The organism is Clostridium sp. SM-530-WT-3G, from assembly GCF_012843905.1.
Taxonomy (GTDB): domain Bacteria; phylum Bacillota; class Clostridia; order Clostridiales; family Clostridiaceae; genus Clostridium.
On the sequence record NZ_JABAGC010000019.1, the window covers coordinates 36035 to 56916 of the forward strand.

Below are 20882 nucleotides of genomic sequence, written 5' to 3' on the forward strand. Positions count from 1 at the left end.
ATTATTAAATTCGTTGTTATTTTTTTAAAAAAGTTTATCTTAAAATAATATATATATTATATGCTTAAGGCAGATATGATATAATTTTAGTAAGAGTAGTTGAAAGTATTTACAAAAAATGGTAACTGAGTATAATATAATTATGATAATTATGGTATTAGGTTATGTTATGAATGAGAGGGGGCAGGCTTTGTGAAGGGACTTCAGCTAAAGGATATGGAAATTATTTTTGATAAACAAAAGCCACAATCTGTTGGTACGGATATAAAGATAATAGCAAAAGCTGACAATGACGTAGATTTAGAATATAAATTTATTGTCGGCAAAGGCGGTGTCTGGACTGCAATTCAAGAATTTTCACCAAAGAGTGAGTGTATCTGGGTTCCTAATGAGGATGGAGATTACATATTGATGGTGCAAGCCAGGGCAGAAAATAAGTTAAGACCAATAGACTATTTAGCTAAAGAGGATTATTTAATAGTCAAAAGAAAGGTTATAGATGATATGGATAAGAATATCGTGAATAATAAAACTATCAATGACGAATTGAAAAATAATGAACATAATAGTACAACTCCAAAAGATGATATTATAAATAATTTCAAGAATTACATTGAAAATGAAAAATATGATAATAGTAGTTTGTTTTTTGAAGCAGCAAATGTAACAGAAGATGAAAAAAAAGAGTTAATTAGAGAACTCTCACGAGCAAAAGATGAAGTAGCTGTTTCAAAAGAAGCTGTTGATTTATCAAATTATAATATAAAAGTTTTAACCGATGAAAAAGATACTGAATCAAAGAAAAAGGTTGATGTGAATGTAATGAATATAGCAGAGGAAAATAAGGAAAAAGCTTATAAAGACAAAGAGCCTCTTTTGAAAAGTATTGATAATCATATTATAGATGAAATAGAACTTGATATTCAGGAAATGATAGTTGGAGATAAATGCACTATAAATGTAAAAACATCTAAACCAGGAAAGTATTTATATAGATTCTATATTAAAAAAGGAAAAGAGTGGTCTATTATAAGAGATTATGAAAGTAGTAATCAATTAAAATATACTGCAAATGATAGTGGGAAAAAAGAATTTCTAGTTCAATGTAAAAAAATTGATTCAACTGAAAATTTTGATGACTATAAAATAGTAAATATAAATGTTAAAGAACGAGAAAAGCTTCAAATAACCAATATAAGATGTGTTAATGATGAATTGATAGCAGGGAATAAACTTAAATTTATAATTGATACAAACTTTGAGGAAAAGCAGAATAATGAAGAAAATCTTATACAACTATTTAAATTTTATAAGATAAATAAAAATGGAAGATCAACATGTTTGCAGGATTATTCAACTAAGAATGAAGTTGAATATACAGAAGAGCAACAAGGTGAATATAGAATGTTATGTCTTGTAAAGACTGTCTTATCCGATAAGGAATATGATGATAGGGCAATTGTAGTATATGATGTTAAGCCATATAAAGATATAAAAATAAATAGTTTTGTTGCAAATTTAAATTCACCACAAGCCACTGAAACAGATATTAAATTTACATCTGAAGTAGAGGGTGGAAATAAGCTTTTATATAGATATAAAGTAAAGGGACCTATCGAAATTGATACGGATTATATTGAATCACCTATATTTATGTGGAATCCTATTGAAGCAGGAGAGTATGAGATAATTCTGCTTGTTAAGAATTTTGATTATGATGGTGAATATGAAGATAAAAATAAGATTGCATTTACAGTTGAAAAAAGAGGAAAAAAACCTATAAAGATATTAGATGTGGTTGTTGATAAAGAAAAGAGGATAATTATTAATGAACCAGTCAACATAATGGTAGATGCTGAAGGTGGTACTAGGCTTTTATATTCATTTACAGTAAAAAAAGGTACTTCCGAAATAAAGAAGATAAAATATAGTAAGCATAATTTTATTGATTTTACTCCAAGGGAAACTGGAGATTATGAAGTTGAAATATATGTTAAGGACAAATATTCAGATAAAGAATATGATGCTAATACTATAGTGTATTTAAAATGTCTTGAATATATGCCGGGAGAAATAGATTATATAATACTTCCATGTCAGGAAAATTATCTTATAGGTGATACTATAGAATTTGAATGTATAATTCAAAATACTCCTGAAGTTTTAGTAAGATATGAAACTAAGATTAATGGCCATGCTATAGAAGAAACTGAGTTTTCTAATAATAGAAAATTAAGGTTTACTCCTAAAATAGCTGGTAAATATACAATTGAAGTTTATGCTAAAAATATTAAATGTAATAAAGAATATGATTCAAAGAAGCAAGTAAATATTTATGTAAATGAAGCACTTCCTGTTATAAATACAAAAATTATTCCTAATACTTTAGAACCGGTAGTAAATGAAGAATTTACTATAGAAATGAAGAGTAGAGGTGGAAAAGATGTATGTTATGAATTTTATTTGATGGAAAATAATACTTGGAGAAGAGTTCAAGTATATAGTAGAAAGAAATTCTATAGTTTTATACCATTTACAGCTGGGAAGTATAAGATTTTAGCATTGGCAAAGAGCTATTACAGAAAAGTAAATTATGAAGACTATGCACAAATAACCTTTGAAGTTAAAGAAAAATTAAATATAACCGAAAATAACTAAGGATGAATTTTTGGGAAGGGGATTAGTCACAATGCCTATAGACGGATTAGGATCAATGTCAATGGAACAGCTTTTAGCTATGTCTATGATGGGAAATGGACAGCTGACAAATGATTCAATAACAAGTTCTAGTTATACATCAAGTGATGAAGTGAACTTTGCATTTCAAGCAATAATGCAGAATTATTTAGAAAAAGCAAAGAATTCTGTTAAGGAAAGTAGCCAGAATGGTTCAGTAGACACAGTAGTAGGTACAGCTGAAAATAGTCAGGATAATTTACAAGAATCTGTTGATAATGATTTAAGTGAATTAGCAAATGTAGTAAGTAGTATGCAGGCTGTAAAACAAATTCAACAGAAGTATTTAGCAGGTCAAAATCTGCTTGATATACCTTTAGCAGTGAATAGATTAAGTGTTAATTACACTATTCCTACACCAAGTATAGATTATACTCCAAGTAATACAAGTAAAAGTGAACTTGAAAGAATTTATTCTGCTGTTAATAAGGCATCAAAGGAATATGGAGTTGATGAAAATTTAATTTATGCGATTATAAAACAGGAATCAGATTTTGATTCAACATGTACTTCTAGTGCTGGAGCAGCTGGACTTATGCAGATAATGCCTGGTAATTTTAGTTATTTAGGGATAACTAATGCATATGATGTTGAGCAGAATATAAATGGCGGGACTAAGCTTTTAAAAGAATATTTGGATAAATATAATGGAAATATTCAAATGGCTCTTATGGCTTATAATGGAGGTCCAGGAACTATGCAGAGAAGAGGGGTAAGTTCTGTTAGTGATCTTTATAAAATGCCATTAGAAACTCAAAATTATGTTCCTAAGGTTATGGGATATTATCAAAGTAAAGTACGTAGTTAAATAGGGGAACTAAAAGTATTTTTACTATAAGTAATTAATAAAGTTAGATAATTTATATTTGTGGGAATTATATTAAATTATAATAGGGACTAGCTTTATAACCATAATATAATTATAAGGGTAAATAATAATTAAAATAGAGGCTGAAATCATTAAATATGATTTCAGTTTTTTCGTTTTTAATCAATAATAAAAAAAGTAAAATAATAATTGTATAAAAAGTAAGATTATTTTTTTTTGTATATGTGAATAATTAATTATATTTAAAAGCAAGTAAATTTTATAAATAATATTTACTTTATTACTAAATATCAGATACTATATATGAAGAAGAAATTAAGATAAACTTAGGAAAGTGAAGTGAATAATAGTGGAAAGATTAGATAAAATTATTTCTAATTTAGGATATGGAAGCCGTAAGGATGTAAAATCATTTGTAAAAAAAGGCTTAATTGAAGTTGATGGAGTAGTTGTAAAAGATAATGGTATGTCTGTTGATCCAGAAAAATCAGTTATAAAGATAAATGGTGAAGAAATACTATATCGTAAATACATATATTTAATGATGAATAAACCAAGTGGGGTTATATCTGCAACTCATGATAACAGAGATGAAACAGTTATTGATTTATTATATATAGATCATCAAGTATTTAATCCATTCCCAGTTGGGAGATTAGATAAAGATACAGTTGGTCTTCTTTTATTAACTAATGATGGTGAATTAAATCATAGATTAATATCACCTAAATGGCATGTAGATAAGGTTTATTATGCAAAAATAGATAAGAAGGTTACTGAAAAAGACGTTGAAGCATTTAAAAATGGAATAACTTTAGATGATGGATACAAGTGTATGGAAGCAAAACTTGATATAATATCTGCAAGTGATGAAGGCTCAGAAGTTAGAATTACAATTCAAGAAGGAAAGTTCCATCAAGTTAAGAGGATGTTTGAAGCAGTTAACAAATCTGTAGTATATCTTAAGAGAGAAGAGTTTGGAGGCTTAACTTTAGATCCAGATTTAGAAGAAGGCGAATATAGAGAACTTTCAGAAGAGGAAATTGCACTTTTAAAGAGTTATTAACGAATGTTATTTAATTTTGCAATAAAAACATTCATTTTATTGCAAAAAATTAAATTTTTTCTATAAATGACTTGCATTATTGAACATAATATCCTATAATTATTTTGCAAGGATAAATAAAAGGAATATATAGCCCCCTTTTTATTTATTGCTTATTGCTTATTGCTAAAGCGCAACCTAGCCCCAAGGGTTGCGTTTTTTTGTTTATAAAAAATGAAAATGTTTAAAATTGAAAAATTAATAAAAGTTTAAGGATTATTTATAAAAAAATTTTTATCAAAATTTATTTCACATAAAAATTATGTTTAATACATAAAAAACTAGAAAGTGAATAATATTATTCAACAAAAAATGTAGTATGAATAATATTATTCATTTTTTAGTATTAGATAAATTTATTTATAGGTTTTAAAGATTGAATTATATCTATTTATATAGGCAATATTATAAGTAGTCTTATGAAAAATAATAGAAATTTTAAATGAATTTATGTTGCAGCTTATAGTGTCTTAAGATTGCAATATATTCATATATGATATAATATTTAAGGATTGGGAAAGGAGGAAAAGTAATATGGATTTGAGAAAATTACTTAATAAAGAACAGTACGAAGGGGCAACTACCATTGATGGTCAAGTACTAATTTTAGCAGGAGCAGGCTCAGGTAAAACTAGAGTTTTGACTCATAGAATAGCACATATGATAGAAGACTTGGAAATTGCACCGTATAACATTTTGGCAATAACATTTACTAATAAAGCAGCTAAAGAAATGAAAGATAGAGTTAAAGCGCTTATTGGTGAACAGGCTGAAAGCATGTGGATATCAACTTTCCATTCAACTTGTGTAAGAATACTAAGAAGAGAAATAGATAAAATAGGCTATAAATCAAGCTTTACTATATATGATACATCAGATGCAAAAACATTAATTAAAGAATGTATGAAAGCTTTAAATATTAATGATAAAGATATAACAGAACAAGAAATCATGGGTAAAATAGGTAAAGCAAAAGATAGAATGCAGAGTGCACGAAGCTTTAAATTAGAAAATGAGTCTAATTTTAGAGAAAATAAAATTGCAGATGTATATGAAATGTATCAAAGGAGACTTAAGGAAAATAATGCTTTAGATTTTGATGATTTAATTTTTAAAACAGTAGAATTATTTAAAAATAATCCTGAAACATTAGAATTCTATCAGAGAAAATTTAAATACATAATGGTAGATGAGTATCAAGATACAAATGGGGCACAGTACGAACTTGTAAAGCTACTTGCTTCAAAATATAAAAATATCTGTGTTGTAGGGGATGATGATCAATGCATATATCAATGGAGAGGCGCAGATATTAAAAATATATTGGACTTTGAAAAAGATTATCCAGAAGCGAAAGTTATTAAACTTGAGCAGAATTACAGATCTAAAGGAAATATATTAAATGCTGCTAATGAAGTTATAGTAAATAATGCTAATAGAAAAAATAAAGTTCTTAGAACAGAACAGGAATCTGGAAGTAAAATTAAAATATATAGAGCTTATTCTGATTCTGATGAAGGTGACTTTGTAGGAAAGCAGATTGTAGATATAAAAAGAAATGAAAATAAGAAATATAGTGATTTTGCTGTCCTTTACAGAACAAATGCACAGTCAAGAATTTTTGAAGAAAGTTTTAGAAGAAAGGGAATACCTTATAAAATCGTAGGAGGAACAAAATTCTATGATAGAAAAGAAATAAAAGATATTCTTGCTTACTTAAAGCTTATAGTAAATCCTCAAGATGATATAAGTTTAAAAAGAATAATTAATGTTCCTAAGAGAAGTATAGGAGATGCAACTGTAGCTAAAGTTCAGGAATTTGCAGAAAGCTTTGAATTAAATATGTGGGATGCACTTTCAGAAATAAGAAGTATACCTACATTAACTAAAAGAAATGTTACATGTATAGAACCATTTGTTCAGCTTATGGAAAACTTTATGGAAATTAGTGAGACAACACCTGTATCTATGCTTATAGAAACTATTCTAGAAGATACAGGATATATGGATGCTCTTAAGAAATCTAATGAAATAGAAGATAAGAGTAGAATTGAAAACTTAAAAGAATTAGTTTCAGATTCTGTTGATTTTGAAAAGAGTAGTGAAGATAAATCATTATCTGCATATCTTGAAAAAGTATCTTTAGTTCAAGATACAGATAAGATGGAAGAAGAGGATGATGCAGTTGTACTTATGACTGTTCATAGTGCAAAGGGGCTTGAATTTCCAGTAGTATTTATGGTGGGAATGGAAAATGGTATATTCCCTGGAAGTGCATCATTTGAAAAGGAATCTGAAATGGAAGAGTCAAGAAGATTATGTTATGTTGGTATAACAAGAGCTAAGGAAACCTTATTTATGACTTCAGCAGAAGTAAGAAGAGTATTTGGTAGAACTGTAGCGTATCCACAATCAGATTTTATTAATGAAATAAAACCAGAGCTTAAAGAATATGTTGCTGTAGAAAAAGCTGGAATGAAGAGTAGAGAAGGTTTTATTAATAAAAGTTCATATAACAACCCTCATAGTCTTAGAAATAGTATGAATAGAACAGTTTCAGGAAGTGGACTTTCAAGAAGTAGAGAAGGTGTTATGGGCTCTGGAGTAAATGGAATAAATGCAGCAGCTGCTCATGTTTCAACTGGTAGTGGAGAGTATATTACTGCAGCTGAAGCTACTATGGGTAGAAAAGTTAAACATGATAAGTTTGGTGTAGGTACTATAGTTTCAGTTCAGGATTCGGGAAATGATAAAAAGCTTACAATTGCTTTTGATAAGCAGGGTGTAAAAATACTATTATTATCTTTTGCAAAGCTTAAAATGCTATAATGAATTTGAGGAGAGATTATTGTGGATAAAAAAGAAAGAATTGAGGACTTAGTTGAAAAACTAAATAGATATTCTTATGAGTATTACTCTTTAGATAAACCATCTGTTACAGATAAACAGTATGATACAGAATACTATGAATTAGTTGAACTTGAAAAAGAAACTGGATATGTACTTCCTTATTCACCAACTCAAAGAGTAGGGGATGTAGTATTAGATGGGTTCGAAAAATATACACATAAGGCAAGACTTTGGAGTTTAGATAAAGCTCAAAGTCTTCAAGAAATTATTGATTGGCATAACAGAAATATCAAGTTTGTGAATGAAGCTAGAGCAAGAGGAGAAAATCTTCCAGATCTTAAATATGTGCTTACAAAGAAATTTGATGGTTTGACTATAAACTTAACATATAATAGAGAAGGTATACTTGAAAGTGCGGCCACAAGAGGAACAGGATCAATTGGTGAAAATGTAACTGCTCAAGTTAAGACTATAAAATCTATTCCTCTTAAAGTTTCAAATGATGATGTGTTTGAAATTCATGGAGAAGCTGTAATGACTCAAGAAGCATTTGATAAATACAATGAAACTGCAACTACTCCACTTAAAAATTTAAGAAATGGAGCAGCTGGAGCTCTTAGAAATCTTAACGTAAAGGAAACAGCTAGGAGAAATCTTTCAGCATTCTTTTATGACATAGGATATAAAGAAGGAACTCCTTTTACATCATATTTAGAAATGATGGAATTCATAAAAGAGAAAGGATTCCCAGTAGATGATTACTTAAAAGTATGTACAACAATTGATGAAATACAAGAACAAATTGATTATATAAAAGATATTAGATTTAATTTAAATTATGATATTGATGGACTTGTAATTGCAATTGATGATATGAGAACAAGAGAACTTATGGGATATACTATTAAGTTCCCTAAATGGGCTATTGCATATAAGTTTGAAGCTCAAGAAGCAACTACTAAACTTTTAGATGTAGAATGGAATGTAGGAAGAAGTGGTAGAGTTTCACCAACAGCTATACTTGAACCGGTTGAACTTGCAGGAGTTACAGTTAAAAGAGCTACTTTGAACAATATGGATGATATTCAAAGAAAAGGCGTTAAGATAGGTGCGGACGTATTTGTAAGAAGAAGTAATGATGTTATTCCAGAAATTATGGGAACTGTACCTGAAACATTAGAAGGTGCTAAGGATATTGTACCACCTACAGAATGTCCAGCGTGTGGAAGTCACATCATAGTAGATGGAGCACATTATTTCTGTGAAAATACATTATCATGTAAGCCACAAATGGTTAAAAGTATAGTTCACTATGCATCAAGAGAAGCTATGAATATTGCAGGATTTTCAGAAAGAACAGCAGAACAGCTATTTGAAAAACTTAATATTAAATCTATTTCAGATTTATATAAATTAAAAGAAGAAGAACTTGTAGGGTTAGAAAAATTCGGGCCTAAGAAAGCTCAAAATCTTTTAGAAGCTATCGAAAAGAGCAAGGACTGTGAACTTCATTCGTTTATATATGCACTTGGAATTCCAAACGTAGGAGTTAAAACTGCAAAAGATATAGTTAATAAATTTAAATCAATTGAAGGTCTTAAAAATGCTAAGTTTAAAGAATTAGTAGAAGTTCCTGATGTTGGAGATGTTGTTGCTCAAGATGTAGTATCCTTCTTTAAGGAAGAAAAAGTTTTGGAAACAATAGATGAATTATTAGAACTTGGAGTTAATCCTAGATTTGAAGAAGTAGAAGTTACTGAAAATCCATTTATGGGGAAAACAGTAGTAGCTACAGGAACTCTTCAGAATTATTCAAGAAGTGAAATAAAAGAAAAACTTGAAAGCTTAGGAGCTAAGGTTGCTGGAAGCGTGAGTAAAAAGACTGATTATGTAATAGCAGGAGAAGCGGCAGGTTCTAAATTGACAAAAGCTCAAGAACTTGGAGTAAAAGTACTTTCAGAAGAGGAATTTGAAGAAATATTAAGGGGGTAATGTAGTGAAAAAGTTAATAAATCTGTTATCATTTGTATCAGCATTTATAACAAGTATCATTATAATCTGCACATTTTTAACTACATATCAATTCTTTTATGTAGGCCAGATATTTAATTCATATTTGCCTATACAACTTGGAATATGTATTACAATGGCAATTTTAGCATTCAGATTTCTTTTTAATGAAACAGGACGTAGAAGAATATTTTATTCAGCAGTAAGTTTTTCTATATCAATTGTATTATTATTTTTTATGATAAATTATATAAGATGAATTTTCAGTTTTCAGTTAACAGCATTTCTTCAGTTGTCAGTTAACGGTTAGCAGTTAACAGATGTGGATGATTTTACTGACGTAAAATTTTGAAATTAATGACTATGGATTTTGCGTAGCAAAATTTATTGAATAATATATAATATAATAAAAAGCCATAGGATTTTTCACCTTAAACTGTTAACTGTTACCTGTTAACTGTTAACTGAGTAAACTTTGCTTATGGAAAAATAGTAAAAAAGTTAATTTTATGATAGAATTTATTATGTTTAAATTAGGTTTAATTATCGCAAAATAATGCGTTTTAAATAGTTTTAATATGAAAAGGAGGATTTTAATATGGCAGTTAGCATTAAAGATGTAGATTATGTTGCTGAACTATCAAGATTAAGCTTTGATGAAAGTGAAAAAGAAGGTTTAGCAGAAGACTTAAATCAAATACTAGCTTATGTTGAAAAGCTTGGAGAATTAGATACTGAAAATGAAGATATAATAGTAAATCCTTATTATATTGAAAATAGGTTTAGAGAAGATGTAGTAGTTCCATCGTTAAAACTTGAAGATGTAACTAAAAATGCACCGGATACATTAGAAGAATATATTGTAGTACCAGCTATCATTAAAGGCTAGTCTTGATTGGAGGGTAAATTAATGGAGTTTTCAAAATATAAAGCTCATGAATTAAAAGATTTAATAGCTAAAAAAGAAGCTTCTGTAGAAGAAGTTACAAAAGCTCATTTAGATAGAGTTGAAAGCGTAGATTCAAAAGTTGATGCGTTTTTATATGTTGCTAAAGAAGAAGCACTAAATGATGCTAAAGCTTTAGATGAAAAATTAAGCAGAGGAGAAGACCTAGGAGTATTAGGGGGAGTTCCTCTAGGAGTTAAAGATAATATAAGTGTTAAGGGAATGCAAAACACTTGTGCATCTAAAATATTAGAAGGATACATATCACCATATGATGCTACAGTTTCAGAAGCTGTTAAATCAGAAGGTGGAGTAATCTTAGGAAAATTAAACATGGATGAATTTGCAATGGGTTCATCAACTGAAAATTCAGCATTCAAAATCACAAGAAATCCTTGGGATTTAGATAGAGTACCAGGAGGATCATCAGGTGGATCTGCAGCAGCTGTTGCAGCTAATGAAGTTCCATTAGCTCTTGGAACAGACACAGGTGGATCTGTAAGACAACCAGCTTCATTTTGTGGTATAGTTGGACTTAAACCAACATACGGAAGAGTATCAAGAAGTGGGGTTGTAGCATATGGTTCTACACTTGACCAAGTTGGTACTTTAGGAAGAGATGTTAAAGATTGTGCTATGCTTACTCAAGCAATTGCTGGTATGGATCATAGAGATTCTACAACTGCTGATATTAAAGTTCCAAATTACTTTGATTCATTAAATACAGATATCAAAGGAAAGAAAATAGCAATTCCTAGTGAATTCTTTAAAGATGGATTAGATGAAAATGTTAAAAAAGCAGTTTATGATGCATTAAAAGTATTTGAAGCAAATGGTGCTGAAGTTAAAGAAGTTTCACTTCCACTTGCAGATTATGCTATATCAGCATACTACTTAGTAGCATGTGCAGAAGCTTCATCAAACTTAGCTAGATTTGATGGTGTTAGATATGGTAGAAGAGCTAAAGATGTTGAAGATGCAGTAGATTTATACTTCAAATCAAGAAGCGAAGGATTCGGAAAAGAAGTTAAGAAGAGAATAATGCTTGGTACATATGCATTATCAGCAGGATACTATGATGCATACTATAAGAAAGCATTAAAAGTTAGAAATCTTATAAAAGGTGAATTTGAAGAAATATTCAAAGATTTCGATGCAATAATATCACCAACAGCTCCAACTCCAGCTTATAAAATAGGAGAAAAGAAAAATAATGCATTAGAAATGTACTTAGGTGATATATATACTGTACCAGTTAATATTGCAGGTATTCCAGCAATTTCACTTCCATGTGGTTTAGCTGATGGACTTCCAGTAGGACTTCAAATTATGGGTAACTACTTTAAAGAAGATACATTATTCAATTTAGCTTACAGCTATGAACAATCAACTAACTGGCATGAAATGCATCCAAACTTATAGGGAGAAGGAGTGAAAACAAATGGAATTTGAATCAGTCATTGGATTAGAAACACACGTAGAACTTTTAACTAATACTAAAATGTATTGTGGTTGTGCTGTTGAATTTGGTGGAAAAGCGAATACTCATGTATGTCCAGTTTGTTTAGGACTTCCAGGTTCACTTCCACAATTAAATAAACACGTTGTTGAATTAGGAATTAAAGCAGGTTTAGCTTTAAATTGTGAAATAACTAGAATAGGAAGAATGGATAGAAAGAACTATTTCTACCCAGACTGTCCAAGAAACTATCAAATAACTCAGGATGAATTCCCACTTTGCAGAAATGGATATGTTGATATTGAACTTGAAAGTGGAGAAATCAAGAGAATAGGAATTGAAAGAATTCATATAGAAGATGATGCTGCTAAGATATTACATACTAAAAGAGGAGCATTAATAGATTTTAACAGAGCTGGAGTTCCACTAATAGAAGTTGTAACAAAACCAGATTTAAGAACTAAGGAAGAAGTTACTTTATACTTAACAAAACTTAAGAGCATACTATCAGCAGCTGGAATTTCAGACTGTAAGATGGAAGAAGGTTCATTAAGATGTGACGTTAATATTTCAGTTAGAGAAAAGGGAACTGAAAAACTTGGAGTAAGAACTGAAATTAAAAATGTTAACTCATTTAAATCAGTAGAAAAAGTTTTAGATTATGAATTTGAAAGACAAGTAAAAGCTGTAACTGAAGGGGAAGAAATGTTTGTTGAAACTAGAAAATGGGATGAAGCAAACAATTTAACTGTAGTTATGAGAAGCAAAGAAGAAGCTAATGACTATAGATACTTCCCAGAAGGTGACTTAGTTACTTTAAATGTTTCTGATGAATGGATAGAAGAAATAAGAAAGACAATTCCAGAACTTCCACATGAAAAGGAAAATAGATTCAGAAATGAATATGGATTACCTAAGTATGATGCTCATGTATTAACTTTAACTACTTCTATGGCAGATTTCTTTGATGAAGCAGCTAAGATTTCAGGAGATCCAAAGGCAGCATCAAACTGGATCATGGGTGATGTATCAAGACTTATGAAGATTGATAACACTTGGATTGAAGAACTTAAATTTACTCCAAAAGATATAGCTGAATTAATAGAAGTTATTAAAGATGGTACTATATCATCAGCAATAGGTAAGCAAGTATTAGAAGCTATGTTTGAAAGCGGAAAATCACCTAAAACTATAATTGAAGAAAGAGGATTAAAAGTTAACAATGATGAAGGAGCAATCCTTGAAATGGTTAATAAAGTTTTAGATGAAAATCCTCAAGTAATAGAACAATTTAAAGCTGGTAAAGAAAGAATCTTAGGATTTGCAGTAGGTCAGGTTATGAAAGCAGCTAAAGGCCAAGCAAACCCAGGAATCGTTAATAAATTAGTTAGACAAGAAGTTGAAAAGAGATAATTAATTTATATATAAGAACTAACAGTAATTGAATTTTTGGTTGCTGTTAGTTTTTTTGTTAAAAATTATAAGGTGGGAATAAGTATTCTTATTTGGAAAAAGAACACCTATTGGGCATATTCAATCTAATATGAAGAGCAACAGTTACTATTATTATAGGTATTATAGGAAATATTATAATTTTAATATATAGCTAGATGTCCTCAAAATAATATGGTATTCATAAGAAATATCATGTTATTTTGAGGACACTACTTATTTGTTTTAGTGTTTTGTATTGTATCTTTTGAAATTGAAATACCTGCATTAAATTTTTTATACAGTTATTTTAATGCTGTTTATTAATATTTGTTACATTGCTTAATCTATCATCATTGTCTTCAGTAAATTCAAAGTCTTCTTCGCCTGTAAGATAAGCATATTTATCCTCACTATCTTCTTTTTTAGGCATGGAATTAGCAATAGAATTTAACTTTTGACTTATCTTTTCTAATATGTAATTTTGATATCGTGTTTGACGATATGACTTTAAGAATACAATAAAACTCCATATTCCAATAAACATAAATACGCACATAAATAATATTGAAACTATTATAAAGGCGCCTGCTAAGTAATGCATTAAAAAACCTCCTCAAAAAGATAATTCAATTATAACACATCCATGCTAACAGTTATTAATTATATACAAAATAAAATTTACTATACATGGGATGTGAAAAATTAATCAAAAGTTGTGAATGATTTTTGGCTGATTGTGATTAACTTTTAATTAATGTGTTAATACTTTTCATATAAAGTATATTACAAATTTAATAAAAAGTAATGTTGAAAATATGGGTGAAAAGGTGAGTAAGAGTGCGCAAATTTATAAAAAAATATTTTATAGTTCTATTTATATTTATAATTGTAATAATTTTAGGCGTGAATTTTATTGATAAAAATGATAGTAATGTATCAAGTACTAATGTTGCAAAAAGTATAACATATGGGGTTGAGGATATACCAGATGACTTAACTACTATATCTAATCTCAATAGTTATGATACAGATATAATATGCGCTACTAGTAAAGGATTAGTCTGTAAAAATGCAAAAGGTGAAATTGTTCCATCATTAGCAAGTGAATATACAGTAAGCCCAGATGGGATTCAATATGAATTTAAAATAAGAGATGATATTTATTGGAGTAACAATTCTAAAATAACTGCAGAGGATATTATTGAATATTTTAGGCAGCTTATAAAAGAAGAAAAGGACGAAAATATAACTTCAATTTTGAATGTATATGGAGCTAGAGATTATAAAAATGGTAAAAATACTTTTGATAAAAGTGTTGCAATAAAAGCACAAGATAATTCAATAATTATAAGGCTTAACCAAAGGGATGATAAATTCTTAGAGGAGCTTACAAAACCTCAATACAGAATAAGAAAGTATCTTATATTATGGAGAGATATAAAAAGGAATTATGATTCATTGATATATTCTGGAGATTATAAAATTGAAAGTGTAGGAAGTGAAAATATTACACTTAGAAAAAATGATAATAGTAATGCTAAATTAGATGTTATAAATATAATTAAGGATTCAAGTACAGAACAATCTATGGCTTCATATGAGATTGGTGGACGTGATATAGTTATAAATCCTCCATCAAGTGAATTAAATAAGCTTAAGGATGAAAATAACCTTATTACTATTCCAAAACCTTTAGGAGTATATCTTATTATTAATAATGATGGGAGTATTCCTATGCAGGGAAGAAGAGAAATATATAATAATATATATAAATCTATAGGAGAGTATCAAAATCTAAATAGCAGTGAATTTGATTTAGCAGAAGGATGTTACTTTAGAGAAGATAAGGAGAATTTAAATGTTATTCAGATAAGAAAAGTTAATTCTAATAAAGAAGGTAGTTGGTCAAGACCTCAAGTATTAACTATAATTGCTAAGGATGATAAATTAAATCGTATATTATGCAGAACTATAAAAGAATGGTTTGCAAAGAATACAGAAATTACAGTAAAGTATAATCTTGCATCAGATGAAGAATTCAGTGATTATTATTTTACAAAGAAATATGACATGATACTTATGAGTAGTAGTGCAATATATTCTGATAGAGAAAAATTCTATACTAATTTTGAAAAATATTTTAATGATACAGATAAAAAAATATTAGATAAAATAAGAGCTGAGGATAGTAATAAAAGCTATTATCCATTAGAAGAAAGTTTATTTAATAACTACAATATACTTCCTTTATGTTTTCAAAATGAAAATATAGCATTATCGAATAAGATTACATCTATTAACTTTGATGGTAATGGGAATATTGATTTTAGCAACATAGAGTAAAAATACTTAATTGATTCAACAAATAAAAGACCAGGATAGTATTTAATCCGGGTCTTCAGTTATAATTAGTTTTAAATTTTTGTATATGAAAAAGTTTCTCATACTAAATAATAATTTTTAAAGTTATTTGTTCTTTGATTTTTTTGATTTTTGATTTTTTTCGGTTTTAGGAAGAGAAGCATTTAATTTGATTTTTTCATTAACAGGTATAACTTCTGTAACGGGAATTTCATCTACTTGGGTAAGTTCTATAGAAGATATATTATTTTCATCTATATCGAGTTTTTTTGGATTATCTAAATTGTTTGAAAAAACTTTTTTATCATGTTTTAAATTTTTATTAATGTTATTATCTAATTTTAATATATTATCAGAATTATTATTGTTTGAGTTATTATTAGGAGTTTTACGGTTTTCAATATTTGTTTCTTGATTATTTGAATATTTTTTTGTACCAGGTAATCCAAAGCCCATAATCTTTTTGATTTTATCTTTTAAAAGATAAATTATTAAATAAAAGCTAAACATATTTTTGTTGCTATCAAAAGAAAGTTTGCTTGCTGTAAATGTATCTTTTTTCTTTGAATAAGTAAGGTTTTTTATAAATATTGATGCGATTCCTGAACTCTTTGGAGTAGGAAGCATAGGCATTCTAAAATAAGTTTCTTCAAGCATATCATCAGCTCGAAGACTTAAGTTTTTATATCTTTCTACTTCATCTAAAGTAGGTGCATCTGGCCAGCTTGCTAAGAGGCCACTGTTTACATAGAATTTTCTATAGAATGCAGAAAGGACTGGTTTTAATTCGTTAGTTTTATCTTCCTCATATGAATATACTAAAAGACATAAGAGATATAGATTTATTTCTAAACACGAGTATTTAATTTCTTTTTTATCAGAAATTTTTACGAACATATTTTTATCGGAATTATATAAGCTTAATAATTTTTCGCTTACGTCTCTATAGCTATCTTTGAATGAAATAATTCCTGTATGTTTATAAGATTCTATAAGACATATAGAAAATAGAGCACAATCATCTAAATTATCAATATAATAATCTTTCTCATCAAACTTGTTTATTAAAAAGTCTCCTAAATCAATTATAAGTTCCTTTGCAGCATGATTTTTTGAATATTTATAATATATATTTAATGCTAATAAGATTTGAATATTTTCAGCAAATGATAAGTTGTATAATTCATCTTTATAATCTATAAACAAACTTAATATTTCATTTGCAAACTTAGAATATTCAATGCTTTCAGTATCGTTTTTATTCAAATATGAGTATAGAAAATAAGCATCCATCATAAAAGCTTGATCAGAAAATTTGAATTTATCATCTTTATTTATTAATGAATAACCCTTTGAATTTGCTTCAGAAGTATTCTTTTTACTTACGAAAAGACCTTCATCATTTCTTAAATTTTCAGAATAGAACTGGAGTTGCTCCTTTGCTAGATACAAGTAAGGTTTTTCTAGTGAAATTACATTACGGTTATCATTAGAATAGTTTGAATAGTAATTACTCAATTCGAGAAGACAAAGTGTCATAAAAGCATTAGTTGATGGGTTGATTTCTTTCCTAAAAGATGATTCATCAAATCCATGACTTGTTTTGCTGTGGATGAACATAGGTGAAGCTTTTCTATATAAGCATAATAGTGGAGAAAAGTTATTTAGTATGCTAATATCATTTATAGAAGATTTTTTTGAACTTCTAATTTGTGCAAGTAGACCACATTTTGAGTTAAGGACTAGTGTTTTTACTGATTCTTTTGATAAGTAAAAAAGCTGGCCGCTTATTTCATTTTGAGAAAGACTATTCATTCTAAAAAATGGTCCAATATATCTCAATGTATACACCTCTCATAAAATTCTCATCTTATTCATTAATATGAGGAAATAGTTAAAAAAGTGCATAGAAATAATAATAACTACATGAAAGTGGAATTATAAACACAAGATTTTAGGATATAGGACAAGTTATTTGTATTATATATTACTGAAAAGAGTATAGTAAATTTATAATTAATTCTTTAAAAGTTATATTTTCTTAAATATGTACTTATTAAAATTGTAATAGTAGTAAATCAGCAAGTTCATAAAATAAAAATGAAATAGTATAAGTTATTTATAGTTAATTAATAACTATAAATAAACAGTCAATGGAGGAAGATATCAATGAAAAAACTCATTTTAGCAAGTAATAATCAAAAGAAGATCAAGGAAATAAAAGAAATATTAAAGGATGTAAATATTGAAGTTAAATCTTTAAAAGATGAAAATATAAATATTGATGTTGTTGAAGATGGAGCTACGTTTGAAGAAAATGCAAAGAAAAAAGCTAAAGAAATTAGAGAGTTTTTAATTAATAGAGGAGATAAGAATTTTATAGTTTTGTCAGATGATTCTGGGCTTATGGTAGATTATTTAAATGGTGCTCCTGGAGTTTATTCTGCTAGATATGCAGGGGAGCATGGGAATGATTCTGAAAATAATAAAAAGCTTTTAAAAGAATTAAAAGATGTACCTGAAGAAAAAAGAGGTGCTAAATTTGTATGCCAAGTAGCTATATTTGATGAAAATGGAGATTATTATACAGCTAGAGGTGAAGTTAAGGGAAGAATTATAGAAGAGTTACAAGGAGAAGGAGGATTTGGATATGATCCATTATTCTTTTATGAGCCTTTAAATGAAACATTTGGAGAGTTAAGTGCAGAGGCTAAAAATAAAATCAGCCATAGAGGAGAAGCTCTAAAACAAGTAAAAGATATAATTATTAAATTAGTTTAATAGTAAAGTTAATAATATATTATTGTAAACAGGGGGACTATAAAATGTTAATTGCAGTTGTAAGTGATACACATAGAGTTAAAAGATACATAAATTTAGCAAAGGATGCTATAAAGGATGCTGATATATTAATTCACTTAGGAGATAATATTGATGATGTAGAACTTCTTAAAGAAGGATTTAGTGGGGAGGTATATGCTGTAGCAGGAAACTGTGACTTTTCAGCAAAATATCCTAAGGAAGGTATATTAGAGTTAAATGGAAGAAAGATATTCTATACTCATGGAGATTTATATGGAGTGAAGAGCACAATAAATAATATATATTATAGAGGGTGTGAGCTTGGAGCAGATATAGTTTTATTTGGTCATACACATGAGCAGGGAATAGAGAAAACTGATAATCTTATACTTATGAATCCAGGAAGCGTATCTCTTCCAAGATTAAGAGGAAGATATGTTGGAATGATTGACATTAATGATGAAGGTGAAATTGATACATATCTAAAGGAAATTAAAGGATAGAATAAGAAGGAGTGCATTTTAAGAATGTACTCTTTTTATTTGTATTTTTGTAAGATAAAGAATTATATTTTTAAGTTGTATTGATAATTTGAACTAGAAAATAATATTGATAATTTTTCAATAAATCTAAAACCTATTATCTTAAAATTAACAATAAATAATGTATTTTATAAGATATTTTTAGAATATTTTTTATTAAAACAGAGAGGATTTTTATCAAATATCAGAAAAAAACACTGGTGAAAGTGGCATTATTACTAGGGGTAGAAAAGTTTATAAAAAAAATTAAAAAAAAGTGTTGACGAAACGTAAATGATATTGTAGAATAAATCTTGTCGCTGATGAGTACAGCAACAAAATAAAAGATATTGAAGAGAGTACAACGGGGTGTGGCGCAGCTGGGAGCGCGCGACGTTTGGGACGTTGAGGTCGCAGGTTCGATCCCTGTCACCCCGACCATTAATCTTGAATGATTAATCTTCAATATGCAGGTATCGTATATCGGTAATACTCCAGCCTTCCAAGCTGGCAAGGTGGGTTCGATTCCCACTACCTGCTCCATTTCAAGATATTCAAGCAGAGGCTTTGCGGCAGAGACGTTTGAAAAAAGTCTTGACAAAGTTCGAAAGAAAGTTTAAAATAATAAACGTTCTGAAAAACAAAAACTTGACATAAACTTAATAAAGGTTTATAATGATAAAGGTCTTGTAACAAGACAGTATGCGTTTTTAGCTCAGCTGGATAGAGCAACGCCCTTCTAAGGCGTGGGCCAGGGGTTCGAATCCCTTAAAACGCACCATTTAAACCGGGGTGTGGCGCAGCTGGGAGCGCGCGACGTTTGGGACGTTGAGGTCGCAGGTTCGATCCCTGTCACCCCGACCATTTAAAAATGGTTTTTGATAAAATAATATAGTATGCAGGTATCGTATATCGGTAATACTCCAGCCTTCCAAGCTGGCAAGGTGGGTTCGATTCCCACTACCTGCTCCATTACAAACGTAAGTTTGTCTAACATATGCGTTTTTAGCTCAGCTGGATAGAGCAACGCCCTTCTAAGGCGTGGGCCAGGGGTTCGAATCCCTTAAAACGCACCATGTGGTGAACGTAGTTCAGTTGGTAGAGCGCCAGTTTGTGGCACTGGTTGTCGTGGGTTCGAGTCCCATCGTTCACCCCATCTTGGGATGTCGCCAAGCGGTAAGGCAACGGACTTTGACTCCGTTATGCGTAGGTTCGAATCCTGCCATCCCAGCCAATTATATTCGGTTCACTAGCTCAGTCGGTAGAGCACATGACTTTTAATCATGGTGTCCCGGGTTCGATTCCCGGGTGAGCCACCAAATGCAGATGTGGCGGAATTGGCAGACGCACTAGACTTAGGATCTAGCGCCTACGGCGTGGGGGTTCGACTCCCTTCATCTGCACCATTAAGACGCGTGAGTGACTCAATGGTAGAGTGCCACCTTGCCAAGGTGGAAGTTGCGGGTTCGAGTCCCGTCTCGCGCTCCATTTAAAAAATACAAGATAATATGCAGGTATCGTATATCGGTAATACTCCAGCCTTCCAAGCTGGCAAGGTGGGTTCGATTCCCACTACCTGCTCCATATATGCGCTATTAGCTCAGTTGGTAGAGCACCTGACTCTTAATCAGGGTGTCCCCGGTTCGAACCCGTGATGGCGCACCATTTATTTTAAAACTAAAAAGTACTAAGGCAACTTAGGCACAGTGGGATGTCGCCAAGCGGTAAGGCAACGGACTTTGACTCCGTTACGCGTAGGTTCGAATCCTGCCATCCCAGCCATTTAAACATGGTTCACTAGCTCAGTCGGTAGAGCACATGACTTTTAA

Annotated in this window: 14 protein-coding genes and 14 tRNA genes; 26 read left to right on the plus strand and 2 right to left on the minus strand. The window is 29.7% G+C overall.

Translation table 11 applies throughout. From position 1 onward, the window contains the following. Positions 1–192: 192 nt before the first annotated feature. The 9 genes from HF850_RS08585 to gatB all read left to right on the plus strand — a co-directional run bounded on the left by HF850_RS08585 (position 193) and on the right by gatB (position 13348). Positions 193–2658 (plus strand): triple tyrosine motif-containing protein, encoded by a 2466-nt coding sequence (locus HF850_RS08585; RefSeq protein ID WP_169105038.1) that lies wholly within the window; start codon positions 193–195, stop codon positions 2656–2658. A 31-nt stretch (positions 2659–2689) separates the two neighbouring features. Beyond that, entirely contained in the window at positions 2690–3544 is an 855-nt protein-coding gene (locus HF850_RS08590) for a lytic transglycosylase domain-containing protein (protein WP_169105039.1), read from the plus strand. 370 nt (positions 3545–3914) lie between these two features. Continuing rightward, positions 3915–4631, plus strand: coding sequence for a pseudouridine synthase (locus HF850_RS08595; RefSeq protein ID WP_169105040.1), 717 nt, complete (start codon positions 3915–3917; stop codon positions 4629–4631). A 573-nt stretch (positions 4632–5204) separates the two neighbouring features. Next, on the plus strand, positions 5205–7499 hold the full coding sequence (gene pcrA / locus HF850_RS08600) for a DNA helicase PcrA (protein ID WP_169105041.1): 2295 nt from the start codon (positions 5205–5207) through the stop codon (positions 7497–7499). Between the two features lie 18 nt (positions 7500–7517). Beyond that, complete coding sequence (ligA, locus tag HF850_RS08605; RefSeq protein ID WP_347564419.1) at positions 7518–9512, plus strand: NAD-dependent DNA ligase LigA; 1995 nt, start codon at positions 7518–7520, stop codon at positions 9510–9512. 4 nt (positions 9513–9516) lie between these two features. After that, a complete protein-coding gene (locus tag HF850_RS08610) occupies positions 9517–9789 on the plus strand; it encodes a hypothetical protein (RefSeq protein WP_169105043.1) in 273 nt (90 codons plus the stop codon). 339 nt (positions 9790–10128) lie between these two features. Beyond that, complete coding sequence (gene gatC, locus HF850_RS08615; RefSeq protein ID WP_169105044.1) at positions 10129–10419, plus strand: Asp-tRNA(Asn)/Glu-tRNA(Gln) amidotransferase subunit GatC; 291 nt, start codon at positions 10129–10131, stop codon at positions 10417–10419. A 21-nt stretch (positions 10420–10440) separates the two neighbouring features. Next, positions 10441–11898 (plus strand): Asp-tRNA(Asn)/Glu-tRNA(Gln) amidotransferase subunit GatA, encoded by a 1458-nt coding sequence (gatA, locus tag HF850_RS08620; RefSeq protein WP_169105045.1) that lies wholly within the window; start codon positions 10441–10443, stop codon positions 11896–11898. A 19-nt stretch (positions 11899–11917) separates the two neighbouring features. Then, entirely contained in the window at positions 11918–13348 is a 1431-nt protein-coding gene (gene gatB / locus HF850_RS08625) for an Asp-tRNA(Asn)/Glu-tRNA(Gln) amidotransferase subunit GatB (RefSeq protein ID WP_169105046.1), read from the plus strand. 328 nt (positions 13349–13676) lie between these two features. On the opposite strand, the gene HF850_RS08630 is transcribed toward gatB, so the two are convergent. After that, positions 13677–13970, minus strand: coding sequence for a hypothetical protein (locus HF850_RS08630; RefSeq protein ID WP_169105047.1), 294 nt, complete (start codon positions 13968–13970; stop codon positions 13677–13679). Positions 13971–14218: 248 nt separating this feature from the next. Between HF850_RS08630 and HF850_RS08635 the strand changes: the two genes are divergently transcribed. After that, positions 14219–15712: an ABC transporter substrate-binding protein gene (locus HF850_RS08635; RefSeq protein WP_169105053.1), complete on the plus strand. Its 1494-nt coding sequence runs from the start codon at positions 14219–14221 to the stop codon at positions 15710–15712. A 123-nt stretch (positions 15713–15835) separates the two neighbouring features. Here HF850_RS08635 and HF850_RS08640 read toward each other — a convergent pair whose 3' ends face one another. Then, the gene (locus HF850_RS08640; RefSeq protein ID WP_169105048.1) at positions 15836–17572 is read right to left on the minus strand and encodes a hypothetical protein; all 1737 of its coding nucleotides are present in this window, start codon (positions 17570–17572) and stop codon (positions 15836–15838) included. Positions 17573–17899: 327 nt separating this feature from the next. On the opposite strand from HF850_RS08640, the gene HF850_RS08645 reads away from it, so the two are divergent. From HF850_RS08645 to HF850_RS08720, 16 genes are all read left to right on the plus strand, one after another. Further along, a complete protein-coding gene (locus HF850_RS08645; protein WP_169105049.1) occupies positions 17900–18511 on the plus strand; it encodes an XTP/dITP diphosphatase in 612 nt (203 codons plus the stop codon). A gap of 44 nt (positions 18512–18555) precedes the next feature. Beyond that, complete coding sequence (locus HF850_RS08650) at positions 18556–19035, plus strand: metallophosphoesterase (protein WP_169105050.1); 480 nt, start codon at positions 18556–18558, stop codon at positions 19033–19035. 383 nt (positions 19036–19418) lie between these two features. Next, positions 19419–19494 (plus strand) — tRNA-Pro (locus tag HF850_RS08655). A gap of 28 nt (positions 19495–19522) precedes the next feature. Continuing rightward, positions 19523–19596: transfer RNA gene (locus tag HF850_RS08660), tRNA-Gly, on the plus strand. 161 nt (positions 19597–19757) lie between these two features. Further along, a tRNA-Arg gene (locus HF850_RS08665) sits at positions 19758–19834 on the plus strand. A 7-nt stretch (positions 19835–19841) separates the two neighbouring features. After that, positions 19842–19917: transfer RNA gene (locus HF850_RS08670), tRNA-Pro, on the plus strand. A 34-nt stretch (positions 19918–19951) separates the two neighbouring features. Continuing rightward, positions 19952–20025, plus strand: a tRNA-Gly gene (locus HF850_RS08675). 27 nt (positions 20026–20052) lie between these two features. Beyond that, positions 20053–20129 (plus strand) — tRNA-Arg (locus HF850_RS08680). Between the two features lie 4 nt (positions 20130–20133). After that, a tRNA-His gene (locus tag HF850_RS08685) sits at positions 20134–20209 on the plus strand. 3 nt (positions 20210–20212) lie between these two features. Continuing rightward, positions 20213–20287: transfer RNA gene (locus HF850_RS08690), tRNA-Gln, on the plus strand. Positions 20288–20296: 9 nt separating this feature from the next. Then, positions 20297–20372: transfer RNA gene (locus tag HF850_RS08695), tRNA-Lys, on the plus strand. 3 nt (positions 20373–20375) lie between these two features. Continuing rightward, positions 20376–20459: transfer RNA gene (locus tag HF850_RS08700), tRNA-Leu, on the plus strand. A gap of 7 nt (positions 20460–20466) precedes the next feature. Next, positions 20467–20541, plus strand: a tRNA-Gly gene (locus HF850_RS08705). Between the two features lie 22 nt (positions 20542–20563). After that, positions 20564–20637, plus strand: a tRNA-Gly gene (locus HF850_RS08710). 5 nt (positions 20638–20642) lie between these two features. Further along, positions 20643–20718, plus strand: a tRNA-Lys gene (locus tag HF850_RS08715). 42 nt (positions 20719–20760) lie between these two features. Then, positions 20761–20835 (plus strand) — tRNA-Gln (locus HF850_RS08720). Positions 20836–20882 lie beyond the last annotated feature (47 nt).